This is a genomic window from Mesorhizobium sp. USDA 4413, assembly GCF_056280365.1.
In genome coordinates this window covers 5,555,501-5,571,839 of the sequence record NZ_JBVPRP010000001.1, presented here as the reverse complement: position 1 = coordinate 5,571,839, position 16,339 = coordinate 5,555,501, and the positions used below count along the sequence as shown (strand labels likewise).

19 protein-coding genes are annotated in these 16,339 nt (G+C 63.7%); 9 read left to right on the top strand and 10 right to left on the bottom strand.

The features are described 5' to 3' along the window. The first annotated feature begins 5 nt into the window (after window positions 1-5). From ACVMIM_RS27215 to ACVMIM_RS27190, 6 genes are all read left to right on the top strand, one after another. The gene (locus ACVMIM_RS27215) at window positions 6-743 is read left to right on the top strand and encodes an SCO family protein (protein ID WP_476115662.1); all 738 of its coding nucleotides are present in this window, start codon (window positions 6-8) and stop codon (window positions 741-743) included. Beyond that, on the top strand, window positions 740-1,693 hold the full coding sequence (coxB, locus tag ACVMIM_RS27210; protein ID WP_476115660.1) for a cytochrome c oxidase subunit II: 954 nt from the start codon (window positions 740-742) through the stop codon (window positions 1,691-1,693). The genes ACVMIM_RS27215 and coxB overlap by 4 nt, the downstream gene beginning before the upstream one ends. Next, complete coding sequence (gene ctaD, locus ACVMIM_RS27205) at window positions 1,690-3,333, top strand: cytochrome c oxidase subunit I (RefSeq protein WP_476115659.1); 1,644 nt, start codon at window positions 1,690-1,692, stop codon at window positions 3,331-3,333. Before coxB ends, ctaD begins: the two co-directional genes overlap by 4 nt. Window positions 3,334-3,396: 63 nt before the next feature. Further along, window positions 3,397-3,966: a cytochrome c oxidase subunit 3 gene (locus ACVMIM_RS27200; protein WP_476115658.1), complete on the top strand. Its 570-nt coding sequence runs from the start codon at window positions 3,397-3,399 to the stop codon at window positions 3,964-3,966. Next, window positions 3,963-4,211 (top strand): cytochrome C oxidase subunit IV family protein, encoded by a 249-nt coding sequence (locus tag ACVMIM_RS27195; protein ID WP_476115656.1) that lies wholly within the window; start codon window positions 3,963-3,965, stop codon window positions 4,209-4,211. The genes ACVMIM_RS27200 and ACVMIM_RS27195 overlap by 4 nt, the downstream gene beginning before the upstream one ends. Before the next feature lie 260 nt (window positions 4,212-4,471). Then, complete coding sequence (locus tag ACVMIM_RS27190) at window positions 4,472-4,903, top strand: hypothetical protein (protein WP_476115654.1); 432 nt, start codon at window positions 4,472-4,474, stop codon at window positions 4,901-4,903. Between the two features lie 151 nt (window positions 4,904-5,054). On the opposite strand, the gene ACVMIM_RS27185 is transcribed toward ACVMIM_RS27190, so the two are convergent. After that, complete coding sequence (locus ACVMIM_RS27185) at window positions 5,055-5,192, bottom strand: hypothetical protein (protein WP_476115653.1); 138 nt, start codon at window positions 5,190-5,192, stop codon at window positions 5,055-5,057. Between the two features lie 13 nt (window positions 5,193-5,205). After that, on the bottom strand, window positions 5,206-5,409 hold the full coding sequence (locus ACVMIM_RS27180) for a DUF2934 domain-containing protein (protein WP_278048337.1): 204 nt from the start codon (window positions 5,407-5,409) through the stop codon (window positions 5,206-5,208). 142 nt (window positions 5,410-5,551) lie between these two features. Here ACVMIM_RS27180 and ACVMIM_RS27175 point away from each other — a divergent pair, with 142 nt between their 5' ends. Continuing rightward, the gene (locus ACVMIM_RS27175) at window positions 5,552-5,866 is read left to right on the top strand and encodes a hypothetical protein (protein ID WP_476115651.1); all 315 of its coding nucleotides are present in this window, start codon (window positions 5,552-5,554) and stop codon (window positions 5,864-5,866) included. A gap of 130 nt (window positions 5,867-5,996) precedes the next feature. After that, window positions 5,997-6,395 (top strand): hypothetical protein, encoded by a 399-nt coding sequence (locus ACVMIM_RS27170; RefSeq protein WP_476115649.1) that lies wholly within the window; start codon window positions 5,997-5,999, stop codon window positions 6,393-6,395. A 94-nt stretch (window positions 6,396-6,489) separates the two neighbouring features. Here the strand turns inward: ACVMIM_RS27170 and ACVMIM_RS27165 are convergent, their stop codons facing one another. The 6 genes from ACVMIM_RS27165 to ACVMIM_RS27140 all read right to left on the bottom strand — a co-directional run bounded on the left by ACVMIM_RS27165 (window position 6,490) and on the right by ACVMIM_RS27140 (window position 12,982). Beyond that, on the bottom strand, window positions 6,490-6,807 hold the full coding sequence (locus ACVMIM_RS27165) for a hypothetical protein (RefSeq protein ID WP_476115647.1): 318 nt from the start codon (window positions 6,805-6,807) through the stop codon (window positions 6,490-6,492). Window positions 6,808-6,968: 161 nt separating this feature from the next. Further along, window positions 6,969-7,172: a hypothetical protein gene (locus tag ACVMIM_RS27160; protein ID WP_476115646.1), complete on the bottom strand. Its 204-nt coding sequence runs from the start codon at window positions 7,170-7,172 to the stop codon at window positions 6,969-6,971. Window positions 7,173-7,226: 54 nt separating this feature from the next. Further along, the gene (locus ACVMIM_RS27155) at window positions 7,227-9,218 is read right to left on the bottom strand and encodes a protein-L-isoaspartate(D-aspartate) O-methyltransferase (protein ID WP_476115644.1); all 1,992 of its coding nucleotides are present in this window, start codon (window positions 9,216-9,218) and stop codon (window positions 7,227-7,229) included. Between the two features lie 12 nt (window positions 9,219-9,230). After that, window positions 9,231-10,991 carry a thiamine pyrophosphate-dependent enzyme gene (locus ACVMIM_RS27150; RefSeq protein ID WP_476115642.1) on the bottom strand — a complete coding sequence of 587 codons (1,761 nt, stop codon included), beginning with the start codon at window positions 10,989-10,991 and terminating at the stop codon, window positions 9,231-9,233. A 265-nt stretch (window positions 10,992-11,256) separates the two neighbouring features. Continuing rightward, window positions 11,257-11,694 (bottom strand): DUF2267 domain-containing protein, encoded by a 438-nt coding sequence (locus ACVMIM_RS27145; RefSeq protein ID WP_476115641.1) that lies wholly within the window; start codon window positions 11,692-11,694, stop codon window positions 11,257-11,259. Between the two features lie 166 nt (window positions 11,695-11,860). Further along, window positions 11,861-12,982: an NAD(P)/FAD-dependent oxidoreductase gene (locus ACVMIM_RS27140; protein ID WP_476115639.1), complete on the bottom strand. Its 1,122-nt coding sequence runs from the start codon at window positions 12,980-12,982 to the stop codon at window positions 11,861-11,863. A 257-nt stretch (window positions 12,983-13,239) separates the two neighbouring features. Here ACVMIM_RS27140 and ACVMIM_RS27135 point away from each other — a divergent pair, with 257 nt between their 5' ends. Continuing rightward, window positions 13,240-14,616: an aspartate aminotransferase family protein gene (locus ACVMIM_RS27135; RefSeq protein WP_476115637.1), complete on the top strand. Its 1,377-nt coding sequence runs from the start codon at window positions 13,240-13,242 to the stop codon at window positions 14,614-14,616. Between the two features lie 85 nt (window positions 14,617-14,701). Here the strand turns inward: ACVMIM_RS27135 and ACVMIM_RS27130 are convergent, their stop codons facing one another. Together ACVMIM_RS27130 and ACVMIM_RS27125 are read right to left on the bottom strand one after the other, a co-directional pair. Next, the gene (locus tag ACVMIM_RS27130; protein ID WP_476115636.1) at window positions 14,702-15,325 is read right to left on the bottom strand and encodes a flavodoxin family protein; all 624 of its coding nucleotides are present in this window, start codon (window positions 15,323-15,325) and stop codon (window positions 14,702-14,704) included. 226 nt (window positions 15,326-15,551) lie between these two features. After that, window positions 15,552-16,337 (bottom strand): SDR family NAD(P)-dependent oxidoreductase, encoded by a 786-nt coding sequence (locus ACVMIM_RS27125; protein WP_476115634.1) that lies wholly within the window; start codon window positions 16,335-16,337, stop codon window positions 15,552-15,554. Window positions 16,338-16,339: the final 2 nt, after the last annotated feature.

Here is a 16,339-nt window from a genome sequence, read left to right as displayed (position 1 = left end):
GCCTGTTGGCTGCGCTTTGTCTGTTCATTGCCGGCACGGCGTTTGCCGCCGAGCGACCGACATTCGATCCGAAGCCCGGCGCGCAGCTTAGCCTCGAGCGCGAACTGGTCGATGCAAGCGGCCGGAAGCTGACACTGGGCGAGACGCTCGGCGGCCATCCGGCGCTCGTCATCTTCGGCTACGACAAATGCCCGAACCTTTGCGGCGTCACCCAGCAGGCTGTTGCGTCCGACCTGAAGAAGACATCGCTGCGCCCAGCGGACTACCGCGCGCTGTTCATCTCGATCGACCCCGATGAGACCCCCGCCGATGCCGCCGAGGCGCGAGACGAAGTCGCTTCCGCCGCTGGTCCGGCCGGCCTATCGGCTTGGCGTTTCCTGACCAGCCACGACGGCGCCGGCACGGCGCTGGCCAATGAGGCCGGCATCACTTTCGACCGGCGCAAGGGCATCGATCAGTTCGTCCATCCGATCGCGGTCATCGCGCTGACGCCGTCCGGCCGAATTTCGCAGGTGCTGCCGGCGCTGACCTTCACGCCGCGCGATCTCCAGCTTGCGCTGGTCGAAGCGTCGGCCAACAAGCTCGGGTCGATTGCGGATCATGTCTTCCTGTTCTGCGCTGGCTTCGACAGTTCCAAGGGCCAGTACACGCCCGCCATCTGGGCGGTGCTCAAAGTGGCGAGCCTGGCCACTGTGCTCGGTCTCGCCGCGATCTTGCTCTGGCAAACGCGGAGGAAGGCATGAGCTTCGGCATCCCCTTCTTCCCGCAGGAAGCCTCCTCGGAAGCCGGCCAGGTCGACGCACTGTTCTATACGCTGCTCGCCTTCTCAGTCCTTCTCGGATTGGCGCTTACCGGTCTCGTCGTCGGCTACGCGGTGAAATACCGCGTCGGCTCGAAGGCGGATCGCACCGGCCAGCGTTCCCGCAACATATGGCTGGAAACGGGCTGGACCGTCGCCAGCCTGGTCATCGCCTTCATCTTCTTCGGTTGGGGGGCGACGCTTTTCGTTCGCCGCGACCATCCGCCGGCGGACGCACTCGGGATCACGGGGCTCGGCAAACAGTGGATGTGGGAGTTCAGGCAACCCGGCGGCCAGCGCGAGATCAACGAATTGCACGTTCCCGTCGGCCGGGCGGTCGTGGTTTCGCTCGCCTCGCAGGACGTCATCCACTCCTTCTACGTGCCGGCCTTCCGCATCAAACAGGACGCGGTTCCCGGACGCACGACGCATATCTGGTTCGTCGCCACCGAGCCCGGCCGCTATCACCTCTTCTGTGCCCAATATTGCGGCACTCAGCATTCCGAAATGGGCGGCTGGGTGACCGCGATGGCGCCCGAGCAATATGCCGCGTGGCTGAACAGCCAGAGCGAAGGCGAGACGGTTGCAGCGAGCGGCGAGAAACTGTTTCGCGCGCTCGGCTGCTCCGGCTGTCATGGCGCGAGCAGCAAGGTGAGGGCGCCGTCGCTAGCGGGGATCTTCGGCCGGCCGGTGGCGCTCGACAATCAGCAGACGGTGATCGCGGACGAGCGCTACCTGCGCGACTCCATCCTCAACCCAAAGAAGGAGATCGCCGCCGGCTACGAGCCGGTCATGCCGAGCTTCGACGGCCTGATCGATGAAGGCGAGCTGCAGATGCTGCTGGCCTATCTGAAGTCGCTTTCGCCACAACCAGCGGCTGGAGCTAAGCCATGACCAGCGCGGCGATGCCTGGCACTTATCTGGGGGAGGGGAGCGGGCCTCGCGCATGGCTGTTGACCACCGACCACAAGCGGGTCGCATGGCTCTATCTGGTCTCGCTGACGGCCTTCTTCTTCCTCGGCGGCGCCATGGCGGTGCTAATGCGGATCGAGCTGGCGACACCGGCCGGCGATCTCGTCTCCGATGACACCTACAACCGGCTGTTTTCGCTGCACGGCATCATCATGGTCTGGTTCTTCCTGGTGCCGTCGATCCCGGCGACGCTCGGCAATTTCCTTTTGCCGCTGATGATCGGCGCGCGCGACCTCGCTTTCCCGCGGCTGAACCTCGCCAGCTGGTATGTCTTCATTTTCGGCAGCCTGTTCGCGCTGTTTGCGGTGGTGGCCGGCGGCGTCGATACCGGCTGGACCTTCTACACGCCGCTGTCGACGCTCTATGCCAACGGCTTCGTCTCGACCGCGGCGTTCGGCGTCTTTGTCGTCGGCTTTTCGACGATCATGACCGGCATCAACTTCATCGTCACGGTGCACACGCTGCGCGCGCCGGGGCTCACCTGGTTCCGTCTGCCGATCTTCGTCTGGACGCTCTACGCCACCAGCCTGGTGATGGTGCTGGCAACCCCGGTGCTGGCCGCCTCGCTGATCCTGATCGTGCTGGAGCGCGTGTTCGGCATCGGCATCTTCAATCCCGATCTCGGCGGCGATCCGCTGCTCTTCCAGCATCTCTTCTGGTTCTACTCGCACCCGGCCGTCTACATCATGATCCTGCCCGGCATGGGCGTCGTGTCGGAGGTGCTGCCCTGTTTCAGCCGCCGGCCGCTGTTCGGCTACAAGGCGGTGGCGATGTCGTCGATGGCGATCGCCGTCTTCGGCTTCCTGGTCTGGGGCCACCACATGTTCGTCAGCGGGCAGTCGGCCTATGCCGGTGTGGTGTTCTCGTTCCTGTCCTTTTGCGTCGCTATCCCCTCGGCGATCAAGGTCTTCAACTGGACCCTGACGCTGCGCAAGGGCGAGATCAGCTTCGAGACGCCGATGCTCTATGCGCTGTTCTTCCTGGGGCTGTTCACCTTCGGCGGTTTGGCCGGGCTCTTCCTTGCGGCGCTGGCCGTCGATGTCCATGTCCACGATACGTATTTCGTCATCGCGCATTTCCACTACATCATGGTCGGCGGCATGGTGACGGCCTATATGGCGGGCCTGCATTTCTGGTGGCCGAAGTTGACCGGCCGCATGTATTCAGAAACGTCAGGGCGAATTGCGGCGACCGTCACTTTCGTCGGCTTCAACCTGACCTTCTTCCCGCAATATGTGCTGGGCTTCAACGGCATGCCGCGGCGCTATCACACCTATCCGCCGGAGTTCCAGTTCTGGAACGTATTGTCCTCGGCAGGCGCGGTGGTGCTGGCGATCGGCTACCTGATGCCCTTGTTCTATCTCGGCTGGTCGCTGCTTCGCGGCGCCCCCGCGCCAGACAATCCGTGGAACGCCACCGGGCTCGAATGGCAGACGAGCTCTCCGCCGCCGCCGCATAATTTCGAGACCATGCCGGTCGTGACCAGGCCGGCCTATGCCTACGACATGAAGGGGCTCGAGCACGAACGCTTCAGCCCGCACCGGGAGGAGACGGCGCAATGAGCGGCACCGAGAGCGTCGCTTTCGACACGCCCCCAGCGCGAACGGCGCGCGGACAATTTCGCGATGTGGGTGTTCATCGGCTCCGAGGCGATGCTGTTCGGCGCGATTTTCCTGGTCTTTCTCGTAGCCCATATCGATTTCGGCCCCGCCTTTGCCGCGGCCTCGAAACATCTTTCGTTACCGCTGGGCACCTTCAACACCGCGGTCTTGATCACCAGCAGCTTCACAATGGCGCTGACGCACAGGCTCGCACTCCATAGACGTTGGCGCGCGACGATTTGGGCGCTGGTCGCGACCGCGGCGCTGGGCGGGTGCTTCCTCGTTGTGAAGGGGATCGAATACGGCAAGGAGATCAGCGAAGGCCTGGCGCCGCTTCTCGGCCTGCCGTTCCGCTATGCAGGACCGGATCCCGTGCACGCCCAATTCTTCTTCGGCCTCTATTTCACGATGACCTCCTTGCATGCGCTGCACCTGATCGGCGGCATCGTCGTCATCGCCGGAATGATCGCGCTCTGGCGGACCGCCAGCCCCGCCAACCGCTTGCGCCGGGTCGTGGCTGTCGGACTCTACTGGCACTTCGTCGACATCATCTGGGTGTTCATGTTCCCGGTTCTTTACCTGATCAACCGATGAGCGAACTGCGCAAACTCACTTTCGGCTATCTTGGGCTGCTCGCGCTGCTGGCGCTGACGGTGGGCTCGTCCTTCGTCGATCTCGGCGGCTTCAACGTCGCGCTCAACCTGGCGATCGCCGCCGCAAAGGCGGTCCTGATCGCCATGCTGTTCATGCATCTGACCGGCACTTTGCCGCGGCTCGCCGTCGCGGCCGCCGGGCTTTGGCTCGTCATCCTGTTCGGGCTGACGCTGATCGGGCGATGAGGCAGGCTGGTGGCCTACGAGCTAGCTGAACCCTGCAACCCGCCCGATCTCGCCATCTCATTGTCGCACAAGCTGCTCTGGAACATAGAAGATTGCTCGCAGTTCGGGGTTTGCTGCAGATGCCTTACGGGCGTCTGTTGAGATCGGTGGGCAACACCTGATCGGTCCGCGTCTGTCCCTCGCAGGCGCTGGCTTCAGGCTCCGGCCGGACCTGCCGCGCCGCTGTGAAGATGTCGCCGCCACAACCACAGGAGACAGCAATGAAGCACCAGACACCGCATGAACTTCAATCGGTTGCGGTCATCGACCGGCTTGGACCAATCCCTCTCGCAACAAAAAGGCAGCGGATAGAGCGCTGGGCGGAATTGCTCGAGCGAAATCCTCTGCGGTGCCTCTCGGCCCTGACGGGGACCGAATATGTCGATCCTGAAGTTCGGGAACGGGTGCGGTCGGACGGATCCGCGCTCGCGGTTGCGTTCGATGATCCGCTGCTGCGCGCGGCCGGATTGCAATCGGACACCTACGGTGAGGCGAGGCGCTTTTTCGAACTCTCCGATTGGCAATTGCATGACATCGTCTGCAGCTGCCATACCGGGGCGACGATGCAGGCCAGCTGGGCTGCGGCGCGGGTCCGCAGGCTGATAAACGGCAACCGGTTCTTCGCTTGGCTCAGAAGCCGCCTCGCGCACTGAAGAAAGCCCGGCACCAAGCGCACGCAGGTCGCCGGCGACGGTGTCCTGCGCCGCCGGGCCGCGGAGAACACCGGGAATGATCGTCTGGCGCCGCGCAGGCAAGGCGGCAGAGGGCAGACGGCGCTGTCAAATGGCGAGGTGGGCAGTCCTCTCAGCCGTTCTGGTCGATAGCGTGCGGCGAGGGCTGCTGGGCACCGCCGGCCGGACGCCCGCTGTTCTGGTTCGCCCAGACCCAGACGGCGATTGTTACGATCACCAGAATGCCGACCAGGATAATGATAGGACGCATCGGCCGAGACGCCTTAGCCGCCCGGCCTGTTAGCCGCCGGATCCGAGCCGACGCCAACCGCGGGATCGGGCGCCACTGGGCCGCGTTCGGCTTCCGAACCTTCCGACTCGATCTCCTGCACTGCCCGATCCCAATGTTCCTGCTGGCGTCCCTCGGGGCGGCCTTCGCGTTCCCAGATCTCGTGGGCGCGTCGGCGAATCCGTTCTTCCCTGTCCATACCTTGCTCCTCTCGTGGCTGAACTGCTTGTGCCCAATCAGCTTTCAGGAGGTTTGTTCCATCGGGGCCTGGTTGGGCGGCTCTGCAATTGGGAACGCCGCCCTTCCGCCGGTGTTATCCTTCAACCAACCGGAGATAAGTCATGAAGGACAGTCAGAACCGTCGCGAGACCGGCGCCAGGAAATATCCTGCCAATAATGATCCGGACCCGAGCGACGAATTTTCCCAAGATGCCGCCGGCAACGAAAGGCCCCATGTCGATCCCGGCCTCAGCCGCAAACAGGGCGAGGTCGAGGACAAGACCCGTCAATCAGAGGGCCGCAATCCGTCGCGACAGCCGACACCAAGCCCGGCGACGGAGAAGAGCTCGGGCGCCGGCCCGGCAGTCGCAGAGCATTCCAAGGACGCCAAGGCGCCCAGGGGCGGTCGTCAGCCCGGCGCCTATACAAAGGAATGAACGACGCCGCCCCGTGGAACATAGCTTTGACTTCCAAGTTCGGTAGCGGCCGCCGCCGGGGATCCCTGTATCCCGGCGGCGGTCTGTGAGGCCCCGGGATCCGGGGCCGCCGCAACACGGCGGACCGACCATGAACAGAAAAGCCTCAATCAGACACGTTCAGAAACGGCTGGGTGCGGTGACGTGCCGTCCGTCCGATCAGCACCGCTCGCAGGTGTGGCTAATGTGGCTAATTTTGCCTGCAAGCGTTCTGGCTGGTTCTCTCTGCGTCCCGGCATCGGCGCACCAGGCGCCGGCAGGCTGGCAATATGATCCTTCCTGCTGTGCTGGGGTGGATTGCTATCAGGCGCCACCTTCGGATGTGAAAGAGACGAAATACGGCTACCAGCTCTCGACCGGCGAACTGATCCCCTACAGTGATCACCGCATCAAGCGATCGCGCGACGAATATTTTCACGAGTGCAAGCCTGGCGGCGATAACAGGGCCCAGCACTCCTTCTGCCTTTATGTTCCGGAGCGCGGCATGTGATGCGGATCGGTTCGACTGCCAAGGCGCCAAGAAAGAAGGCCCGTCTCTGAAAGACGGGCCTTCTTCATGTGCACGGCAAGGCAGGCTGACGTGTCTACTTGTTGCAATTCTGCATGTTGGATGTGGTGTTGCCGCTCGCGGTGTTGTTGTCGATGTCGTTGCCGGCCGCATCCTTGCACCGGTCTGTGCCGCCGTTAGGGTTGGCCGTGTTCGTGCTGTTGGTGGCGTTCGGATCGAGTGTGTTGCCATTGCCGTTATTGTTCATGCCGCTTGTTCCGGTCGTGGCCCCTGTGCCGTTGGTGCCTGTGGCAGCGCCGGTCCCGCTGCCATTGGTGCCAGACCCGCTGGATTGTGCCATTGCGGATGTGGCGAGGATGATTGCGACGGCCGAAGCCGAGAGAAGTTTAATCATGGGAGGTCTCCTAGTCGATCGCCTGATTGCGATACGAGTCAAACAAGAAATCGCTGCCTATGTTCCCGTTGAGCTATGTGCGCCACGATAATTTATTTTTGTTACTTTGCTCTTGGATAACATGCGACGCAACGTTGCGTCTAACGTGACAGCAACTGGAACTATTTGTTGGTGCGGACTTTCTGGCGCGGGTTGATTCCGCCCGCGGGGGTGGTGTCGTTCTCGACATCTCCCTCGACGGTGTTCTCACCGCGCTCCAACTCGTCGCCCTCCTTGATCGTGCCCTTGGAGGTGCCGATGCCGGGGTCGTTCGCCATATCCGCGTCGCTTGGTTTCTTCGATTTCGGGTGCAGGTTTCCGCTCATGGCCGTTCCTCGCTGTATCTTTCCAAACCGGAGACGGCGCCGAATGTTCCTGCGTCAAACGCCGAATGGATAGGTTTCGGGCACGCCTTGAGCCGCGTGCTCGGGTCCGAGCGGCGTGACGGCGCTGGTTTCGTCGAACCAGACGAAGGCGTCGAACTGCCGGGCCAGCGAAGCGTCGGCATAGTGGCTGTGCAGTTCGGTTTCCGGCCGGTAGATCACGCCGATGAAGCGCTCCAGACGGCGCTCGGTCAGACGGTCGCGCAGGTTCAGGTCGCGCCCGAGGTCAAGCAGGAACCGGTCGATGCCAGCGTCATGGCAGAGCCGTTCGTAGCTGTCCTCGCGCGACGGCCGCACCGACTTGATTTCCATCTCGCCGTCCCAGTCGGTTGCCGCGGCCACAGTGCCTGCATGCGTGCCGAAACCGATGAGTGCCGCGCCATCGCCAAAGCGCTGCCGGCAGAGCTGGCCGATATTCACTTCCTCGCGAGAGATTCCCATTTCGGTGTAACGCGCATCGCCGATATGGGAATTGTGCGCCCACACCACGGCTTTGGCGTTCGGTCCCCGCGCGTCGAGGATGCGTTCCAGCGTTTCGAACATATGTGTGTCACGCAAATTCCAGGATTGCGGTCCGCCATAGTACATGGTGCGGTAATAACGCTCGGCGGAGGCGATAAGCCGGGCATTCTGCGCGGCGTCGAAAAGTTCCTCACCGTCCTGGCTCGCATGATCGAGCTGCCTCGTCAGCATATCGCGGCACTGCTCGAGGACCGCTTCCTCGCATTCGCGATAGCCCCTGGTCAGCGCGGCGCGGCCGTAGGTCGACGGTTCGGTCTGCCACGGTGTCAGGCAGCCATAGCGTTCCCGCGCAACCCTTGCCGCTTCCGGGTCGACGCGGTCGAGATATTCCAGGACGGCGGCAATCGAGCCGCGCATGTTGTAGATATCGAGGCCATGGAAGCCTGCTTGCGGCTGGAGCGCCTTGACCTTGTCATTGTGCTCGCGAAGCCATTCCACGAATGCCGCGACATCGGTGTTGCGCCACATCCAGGTTGGAAAGCGCCGGAACGGCCGGGCGGCGCCGGGCGAGGCGCCGCGGCCGCGGACATAGCGGTCGATCGCGGCGGCATCGGGCCAATCGGCCTCGACCGCGACGATGGTGAAGCCGTGCCTCTCGATCAATCTTTTGGTGATAGCCGCGCGCGCCCGGTAGAATTCGGACGTGCCATGGCTGGCCTCGCCGAGCAGCACGACCCGCCGGTCCGCGAACCGGTCGAACGCCTCGGCAAAGCCGGGATCATCGAAATCCAAAAGTGGCTCGGCCGCCGCGGCGATCATCTCCGGCAGGCTGCGCGGGCGGGCAAGCGGTAACGTGCGGGCAATTCCCGGGCGGCTTTCCTCCCGCCAGCCCTGTTCGCCGATCAACGGGACAAAGCGAACCCCGCCGAAATCCTCCTCGCTGTAAGTCGATGCGCCGGTGCGGGTTACCTTGAGCAGCCGCTGCTCGTCGGGATCGTCGCCAACCGGGATAACCAGCTTGCCGCCGACGTCGAGCTGCTGCTGCAAGGCCAGCGGCGCGCCCGGTCCGCTCGCCGCGACCACGATGGCATCGAAGGGCGCCGCTTCGGGCCAACCCCTTGTGCCGTCGCCGGTCCGCACTTCGATGTTGCCGTAGCCGAGGTTCTGAAAGCGCCGCCGCGCTGTTTCGGCCAGCGCCGCATGGCGTTCGATCGTGTAGACGTGGTCGACGACGCGGCTCATGACCGCGGCTGCGTAGCCGGATCCCGTGCCGACTTCGAGCACCTGGTCGCCCGGGCCGATCTCCGCCATTTCCAGCATGAAGGCGACGATGTAGGGCTGCGATATGGTCTGCCCCTCCGCGATCGGCAACGGTCCGTCTTCATAGGCGAATTCTTCGTAGCCGGGATCGACGAAAGCTTCGCGCGGAACCTCCCGCATCGCCGCCAGGATTTCCCGGTCACGGATGCCGCGACGGGCGAGATGAACATCGACCATCCGGCGGCGCTCTCGCGAAAGATCGAGCATAGGAATTTCCTCCTATTCGCCTGCCTCCATCATCGCCCTGGCCGGCTGGCGGGCGACGTTTTCCTCGATCAGGTCACGGCCCGGAGTCTGAGGCAGTGCCTTGCGGAAGTTCTTGGCGTAGTCGGGCGGCATTTTCGGCGGCATCATCGGCTCGTAGGCGTCGACCAGCGCCTCGATGATCACCGGCCCGCTGGCGGCGAAGGCCTGGTCCAGCACGCGCTCGACATCGTCCGCCCGCTCGATGCTGAAGCCTTTTCCGCCCATCGCCTCCGCAGCCTTGGCGAAATCGATCGGCTGCAATTCGCAGCCGAATTGCGGGTTGCCGAGGAACATCATCTGCTCCCAGGCGATCTGGTTCAGCATGTTGTTCTTGATGACCAGAAGCTTCAGCGGAATGCCGTAGCGCACCGCCGTGGAAAACTCGCCGAGCTGCATGGCGAGACCGCCATCGCCGACGATTGCCGCGACCGGTCGGCCCGGAAAGGCAATGCCGGCGGCGATGGCATAGCTCAAACCGCAGGACATGGAGGCAAGCGCGCCCGAAACGCCGAAGGCCTGTCCGGCGCCAAGATCGACATGGCGCGCGGCCAGTTCCGTGTTCTGGCCGGAATCGGTCGCCAACACCGTGTTTTCGGCGAGGCGTTCGCCGAAAGCGCGCGCGACACGTTGCGGCTTGAGCGGATGGGCCGAGCCGTCTTCGGACTGACGCATCATCTCACGCCATTTTTGCATCGCGCCTTGCGCCGTCGCCAGGAATTCGCCGTCGGCCTTCTGCTTGAGCCGCTTGTTGAGGGCACGCAAGGTCTCGCCCGCGTCACCGACGAGGCCGGCCTCGACCGGGAAACGCAACCCGATGCGCTGAGCGTCACAGTCGATCTGGACGCCACGAGCTTTGCCCGGCTGCGGATAATATTCGATGTAAGGGAAGGTCGAGCCGACAATAAGGACGGCATCGCAGGTTTCCATCGCCTGCTGCGAGGGCAAGGTGCCCAGAATGCCGATGCCGCCGGTTGTGTAGGGATGATCGTCCGGCAGCACCGCCTTGCCGAGCAGCGCCTTGGCGATCGGCGCCTGCAGGAGCCGCGCGGTCTGTTCGAGTTCGGCAGCCGCGCCGATCGCCCCACGTCCCGCCAGAATTGCCACGCGCCGCGCGCCGTTGAGGATGGCCGCGGCCTTGTCCAACTCCGCATCCTGAGCGAGGCAGTGGGGGGCGAACATGTCCTGCGGCGTGTGCGCCGGCCGGTTGCGCTTGGACCGCTTGGCCGCATCGGCGGGCTGTTCCTGGATATCGCTGGCGATCGAAAGATGAGCGACGCCCTTGCGTGCGAGCGCCGTCCGGCAAGCGAGGCTCGCCACGTTCTCCATATGCGCGGCATCCGAAACCTGGACGTTGTAGACGCTCACATCGTTGAAGACGCGGGTCAGATCGACGTCCTGCTGCGTGAATGTCTCGATAAGGTCGTGGAACTGCATGCCGGTGATCGCCAACACCGGGGCCTGGTCGAGCTTCGCATCATAAAGGCCGGTCAGAAGGTGGGTGCCGCCGGGTCCGGACGTTGCGAGGCACACGCCGAGCCTGCCTGTCCACTTCGCGTAGGCGCAGGCCATGAATGCGGCCGATTCCTCGTGTCGCACTTGAACGAAAGAAATTTTGTCCTGGTTTTTGCGCAGCGCCTCCATGACGCCGTTGATGCCGTCACCGGGGAGCCCGAAGACGACCTCGACGTTCCAGGCGATCAAGGTGTCGACGAGGATTTCGGCTGCGTTGGGCATGGCGAGACTCCGCTGTTGGCTTCCGAACCAGTAGGATTGCGGTTGGTTCCCTTATTGGCGGCGTGCGGAGCAAACCCGCGCCGGACGAGGCTTCTCCGCTACGAGAAATCCCGCCTGCTCGGTATTTTCGGGGAAATCCGTAGCGGTGAGTTGAAGGCGGTCTGCCCATCGGAAGGCCCGTGAAGCCCCTAAGCTTTCGACATCGTCAAAAGCAGCACAATGCCGGGACCGTGCGCCGGAGGCCCAGGTCGGCTGGGGAAACCGCCTATGCGCCGATGCTGCCCGGCCAAAGCGTCTGAACGTCCCGGGGCAGGGCGTCGCGCACCTTGGCCGATTGGCCGAGATCGACATGATGGGCGAGCGTCTTGAATACGGCGCGCGCCGCATCGCCGGGATCGACCGGCCGCGTGGCCTTCAATCCGTCCGCAACCGGGTCCAGAAACTCGTCGATAGATCGGTCGCGGGTTGGCTGATCGGACGGATTGTACTGATCGTAGTAGGCTCCGCGGATCAGGAGCGGCAACTCGGCGGCGAGATTGGCCCCCAGGTCCGGCGGCAGCCTGTCGCGCAAGGTCCGCAGGACGACGCCAAGTGTATGCCACGCCAGCTGCCGATCGGGCCCGAGATCATCCATGATTTCCTTCAGCCAGATGTTGGTGGTCTGTATCGTCTTGTCGAAAACATCGAGGCTATTAGCACTCATCATCGCCTCCAGATGAGAAATGCCCACACACCCATCGAAAGCAGAACACGCTACCGCAGCTATTGTTTCGTCCGTTTGGCAATTGTTTTGATCGGCTCCCCGGAAGCGTTCTCCTAGACGCGCCGGGCAGCTCGCCATGGCGGCATCGAAGCTCGCCGGCTGTCCATCAACGTGTACCCGGTGCGAGGCTGCGCGTCACATGTTCGGCAATCGCCAGGCTGGAGGTCAGTCCCGGGCTTTCGATGCCGAACAGGTTGACCAGGCCGGCACTTCCGTGGGTGGTCGCATCCTGGATGACGAAGTCGCTGTTGGCTTCGCCCGGTCCAGAGAGTTTCGGCCGAATGCCGCTATAGGCCGGCTGCAGACTATCGTCGGCCAGATCCGGCCAGTATTGGCGGATCGCATCGTAGAAGCGTTTGCCGCGCGCCGGATCGACGCGGTAATCGAGCGTATCCGTCCACTCCACATCCGGACCGAAGCGGGCGGTGCCGCCAAGGTCCAGCGTCAGGTGGACGCCCAGCCCGCCCGGCTCCGGAACCGGGTAGATCAGTCTTGAAAACGGCGCCCGGTCGGTGGTGGAAAAATAATTGCCCTTGGCATAACGAAGCGCAGGCAGGAATTTGCGGTCGAATCCCACGAGCGCGCCGGCAAGGGCGACCGCGCCGAGGCCTGCGGCGTTGACGAAACGCGGAGTGGCGATTTCAAAGCGTTCGCCGCTTGCGGTGCCGGCCGTCTCGAGCACGATGCGGCCGCTTTCGATCCGGCCGCCAGCTATCCGCGTGTTGAGGGAAAGCACGGCCCCGCGGTTCTCGGCATCGGCGAGGAGCGCCAGCATTAGCGCATGGCTGTCGACGATGCCGGTGGAGGGCGAGAGCAGGGCGGCCGTGCAATGCAGCGCCGGTTCCAGCGCTCGCGCCTCGGTGGGGTCCAGCAAGCGCAGATCGTCTACGCCGCAAGCGGCGGCATTGGCGCGGATGGATGAAAGCACCGGTTCCTGGGCCTCGTCGGTGGCTACGATCAGCTTGCCGCAGCGTCGATGCGGGATCGAACGTTCGGCGCAATAGCGATAGAGCATCTCGCGCCCGCCAACGCAGAGCCGCGCCTTGAGCGAGCCTTCAGGATAGTAGATGCCGGCGTGGATGACTTCCGAGTTACGCGAGCTCGTTTCGGTGCCAATAGCGTCCGCCGCTTCGAGGACCAGCGTTTCGAGACCGAGCGCCGCCAAACGACGCGCGACCGCAAGACCAATGACGCCGGCGCCGGCAATTACGCAGTCTACCTGTTCCATGCCCGTCCATTCGGTTGCGCCGGCGGCGCGTCGCTGCCTTCTCAACGATCGTATAGCTGGTGTCCAAAACTTTGTTCGGACAGTGTGCAGAATCTTATGGCGCTATCGATCGTGACAGGGCGGCTCTTGCGGGCGGACCGCGCGATGATGCATCAAACACTCCAAATGCGAGGAGGGCCGTGGACTTAACGATAGGCGGGACGGTCCTATCTTCGCCCGCACGTCTTCGCTTGCACGCCTGCAGACACGAGCCCGTTATGGACGCCAGACCGAATTCCCCCGAAGCGCGCGACATACGCTACCACATGCATGGCTACACCAATGCCCGCAAGCACCAGGAAGCGGGGCCACTGGTGATCGAAAAGGGCGATGGCATCTATGTCGAAGACATCGCCGGCAACCGCTATATCGAGGCGATGGCGGGCTTGTGGAGCGTCGCGGTCGGTTTCTCGGAAAAGCGGCTGGTGGATGCCGCGACGAGGCAGATGTCGAAGCTGCCCTTCTATCACGACTTCGGCTCCAAGGCGCACTCGCCGCTGATCGACCTGGCCGAGAAGCTGGTGCAGATGGCGCCGGTGCCGATGAGCAAGGCCTATTTCACCAATTCCGGCTCCGAGGCCAACGATACCGCGATCAAGATGATCTGGTATCGCTCGAACGCGCTCGGCCAGCCGGCGCGTAAGAAGATCATCAGCCGCAAGCGCGGCTATCATGGCGTCACCATCGCCTCGGCAAGTCTCACCGGCCTGCCGAACAACCATCTCTCCTTCGACCTGCCGATCGCCAACATCCTGCACACGTCGACGCCGCATCACTGGCGCGATGCGGAGCCCGGCGAGAGCGAGGAGCAGTTTTCCGCGCGGCTCGCCGATGAGCTCGAGAAGCTGATCCTCGCCGAGGGGCCTGAAACGATTGCCGCGTTCATCGGCGAGCCGATCATGGGCGCCGGCGGCGTCGTCGTTCCGCCCGCCGGCTACTGGGAAAAGATCCAGGCGGTGCTGTCGAAGTACGACGTCCTGCTAGTGGCCGACGAAGTGATCTGCGGCTTCGGCCGCACCGGCGAAATGTTCGGTTCACAGACCTTCGGCATGAAGCCCGACATCATGGTGCTGTCCAAGCAGATCTCGTCCTCCTACCTGCCGATCTCGGCGCTGCTCATCAACGACAAGGTTTTCGGGCCGATCGCCGACGAGAGCGACCGCATCGGCACTTTCGGCCACGGCTTCACCGGCGGCGGTCATCCGGTCGCCGCGGCCGTCGCGCTGGAGAACATCAAGCTGATCGAGGAGCGCGACCTCGTCGGCAATGCGCGCAAGGTCGGCGCGCACCTGCAGGCAAGGCTGCGCAAGCTCGCCTCGCATCCGCTGGTGGGCGAGGTGCGCGGCGTCGGTCTCATCGCCGCCGCGGAGCTCGTCGCCGACAAGGCGACCAAGGCGGCCTGGGGCAAGCCCGCGGCGCTCGGGGCGCTGGTCAACGGCTTCCTGCAGCAGAATGGCGTCATCTCGCGCAATATGGGCGACGCGATCGCCTTCTGTCCGCCGCTGATCATCACCGAGACGCAGATCGATGCTTTGGTCGATGCGTTCGAGCGGTCGCTCGAGGCCGCATTGCCGCAGGTTCATCCGCAGGGCTGAAGGGCTTCGTCGGAAATTCGAGTGAATAGTCTAGTCGCCCGTTCCCGCAGGGCTTCGGCTGTCATGTCCTTTGGGCTGAGCGGCATCAACCGTCGGCAGGTACGCCGACATAGTTTTTCGTCTTGAAGAGCCCGGCCAGATGAGCGGCGTTGGACGCCGCCATCTTGATCATGCCGACGACCTTTTCAGGTGTGCCGGGCAGATCGACGAAATTGACGTCGCCCATCGCTTTCCCGACCCAATAGATTCCGCCATTAGCAGGAACGGTGAAGCCGACATCGTTGAGCGCCTGATAGCACTCGGCATGGCAGTGATGCGCGCCATCCTCGTTGCCGACGATCGCCACCAGCGCGACCTTGCCGGCGGCCGGCATGCGCCCGCGGTCGTCGGTTTCCGACAGGAAAGCGTCCATCCGTTCCATCACGCGCTTGGCAACGCTCGACGGTTGTCCCATCCAGATCGGCAGGCCAAGGATGAAAATATCGGCCGCCAGGATCTTTTTGCGCAGCTTCGGCCAGTCGTCGCCTTCGCCCATGTCTGAAAGCACGCCGGGCTTGATTTCATGCGCGAGCGCACGGGCCGTCTCGCACTCGACGTCATGCGCAACCAGGGCCTTGGTCAGCTCCGCGAGCATTCGGTCGGTGGAGGATCGTTCGTCGTCCTTGGGCATCTTGAGTGTGCAATTGAGAGCGAAAGCGGTGAGCGGCATTGAATGTCCTCCTGCTTGGCCCCGAGGGACCAACGCAAAGCAGGGACTGAGGTTGCCTTTTTTGCAGGGAGCGGAACTGATCGGCGAGGCGTCGGCTGATGGCGGCGGAACTCCTGCCGGGAGATCGGACCTTTGGTTGCATCAAGTGTGGCGCCCGCCTGGCGGGCAAAGCGGAAATTGTCTGATGTCAGCGATTTCCGGTAGAGGCCAAGACCAATGTTCATGGTCACTTCACGCCGATGCCGGCGGTCAGGCCGCCGTCTATTTTGTAGTCCGCGCCGGTGCAGAAGCCGGCCTTTGACGAGCACAGGAAGGCGATAAGCTCCGCCACTTCCTCCGGTTCGCCGATGCGGCCGAGCGGATGGGCCGCGCCGAAGCGCCTATAGGCTTCCTCGACATCGGCATCGCTGCCGTTGTCGCCGCGCGCGGCCTTCTCCAGGATCGGCGTGCGGATCGAGCCGGGGCTGACCGAATTGACCCGGATGCCGGCGGCCGCGTAGTCGAGCGCCAGCGAACGCGTCAGCGTGTGGATGGCGCCCTTGGTGGTGGCATAGGCGGCGACGTTCTGCTGGCAGGCGAAACCCTGCACCGAGGCGACGTTGACGATGGCGCCGCCGCCGCGCTTGATCATTTCCGGGATGCCGAAATGGGCGGTCAGATAGATCGAGCCGACATTGACCGTCATCGCCTTGTTCCAGGTTTCCCACTCGGTCGTGGTCGCGGTTCCATAGGGATGGACCGCCGCGGAATTGACGATCACGTCGAGGCCGCCGAAGCGAGCGACACCGGCTGCAATGGCGTCGCGGACCTCCTCCGGCACGGAGACGTCGGTATCCACGACCAGAGCGCCGGCCCCGGAGCTTTCCAGCTCCGCTCTCATCGCCGCATTGGCCGAGCGGTCGATGCCGCAGGCGACGATCGCGGCGCCCCCGGCCGCAAGGCGCCTGGCGGCTGCGAGACCGATCCCGGTCGTTCCGGTCACCAAAGCGACCTTGCTGTCAAAATCCTTCATTG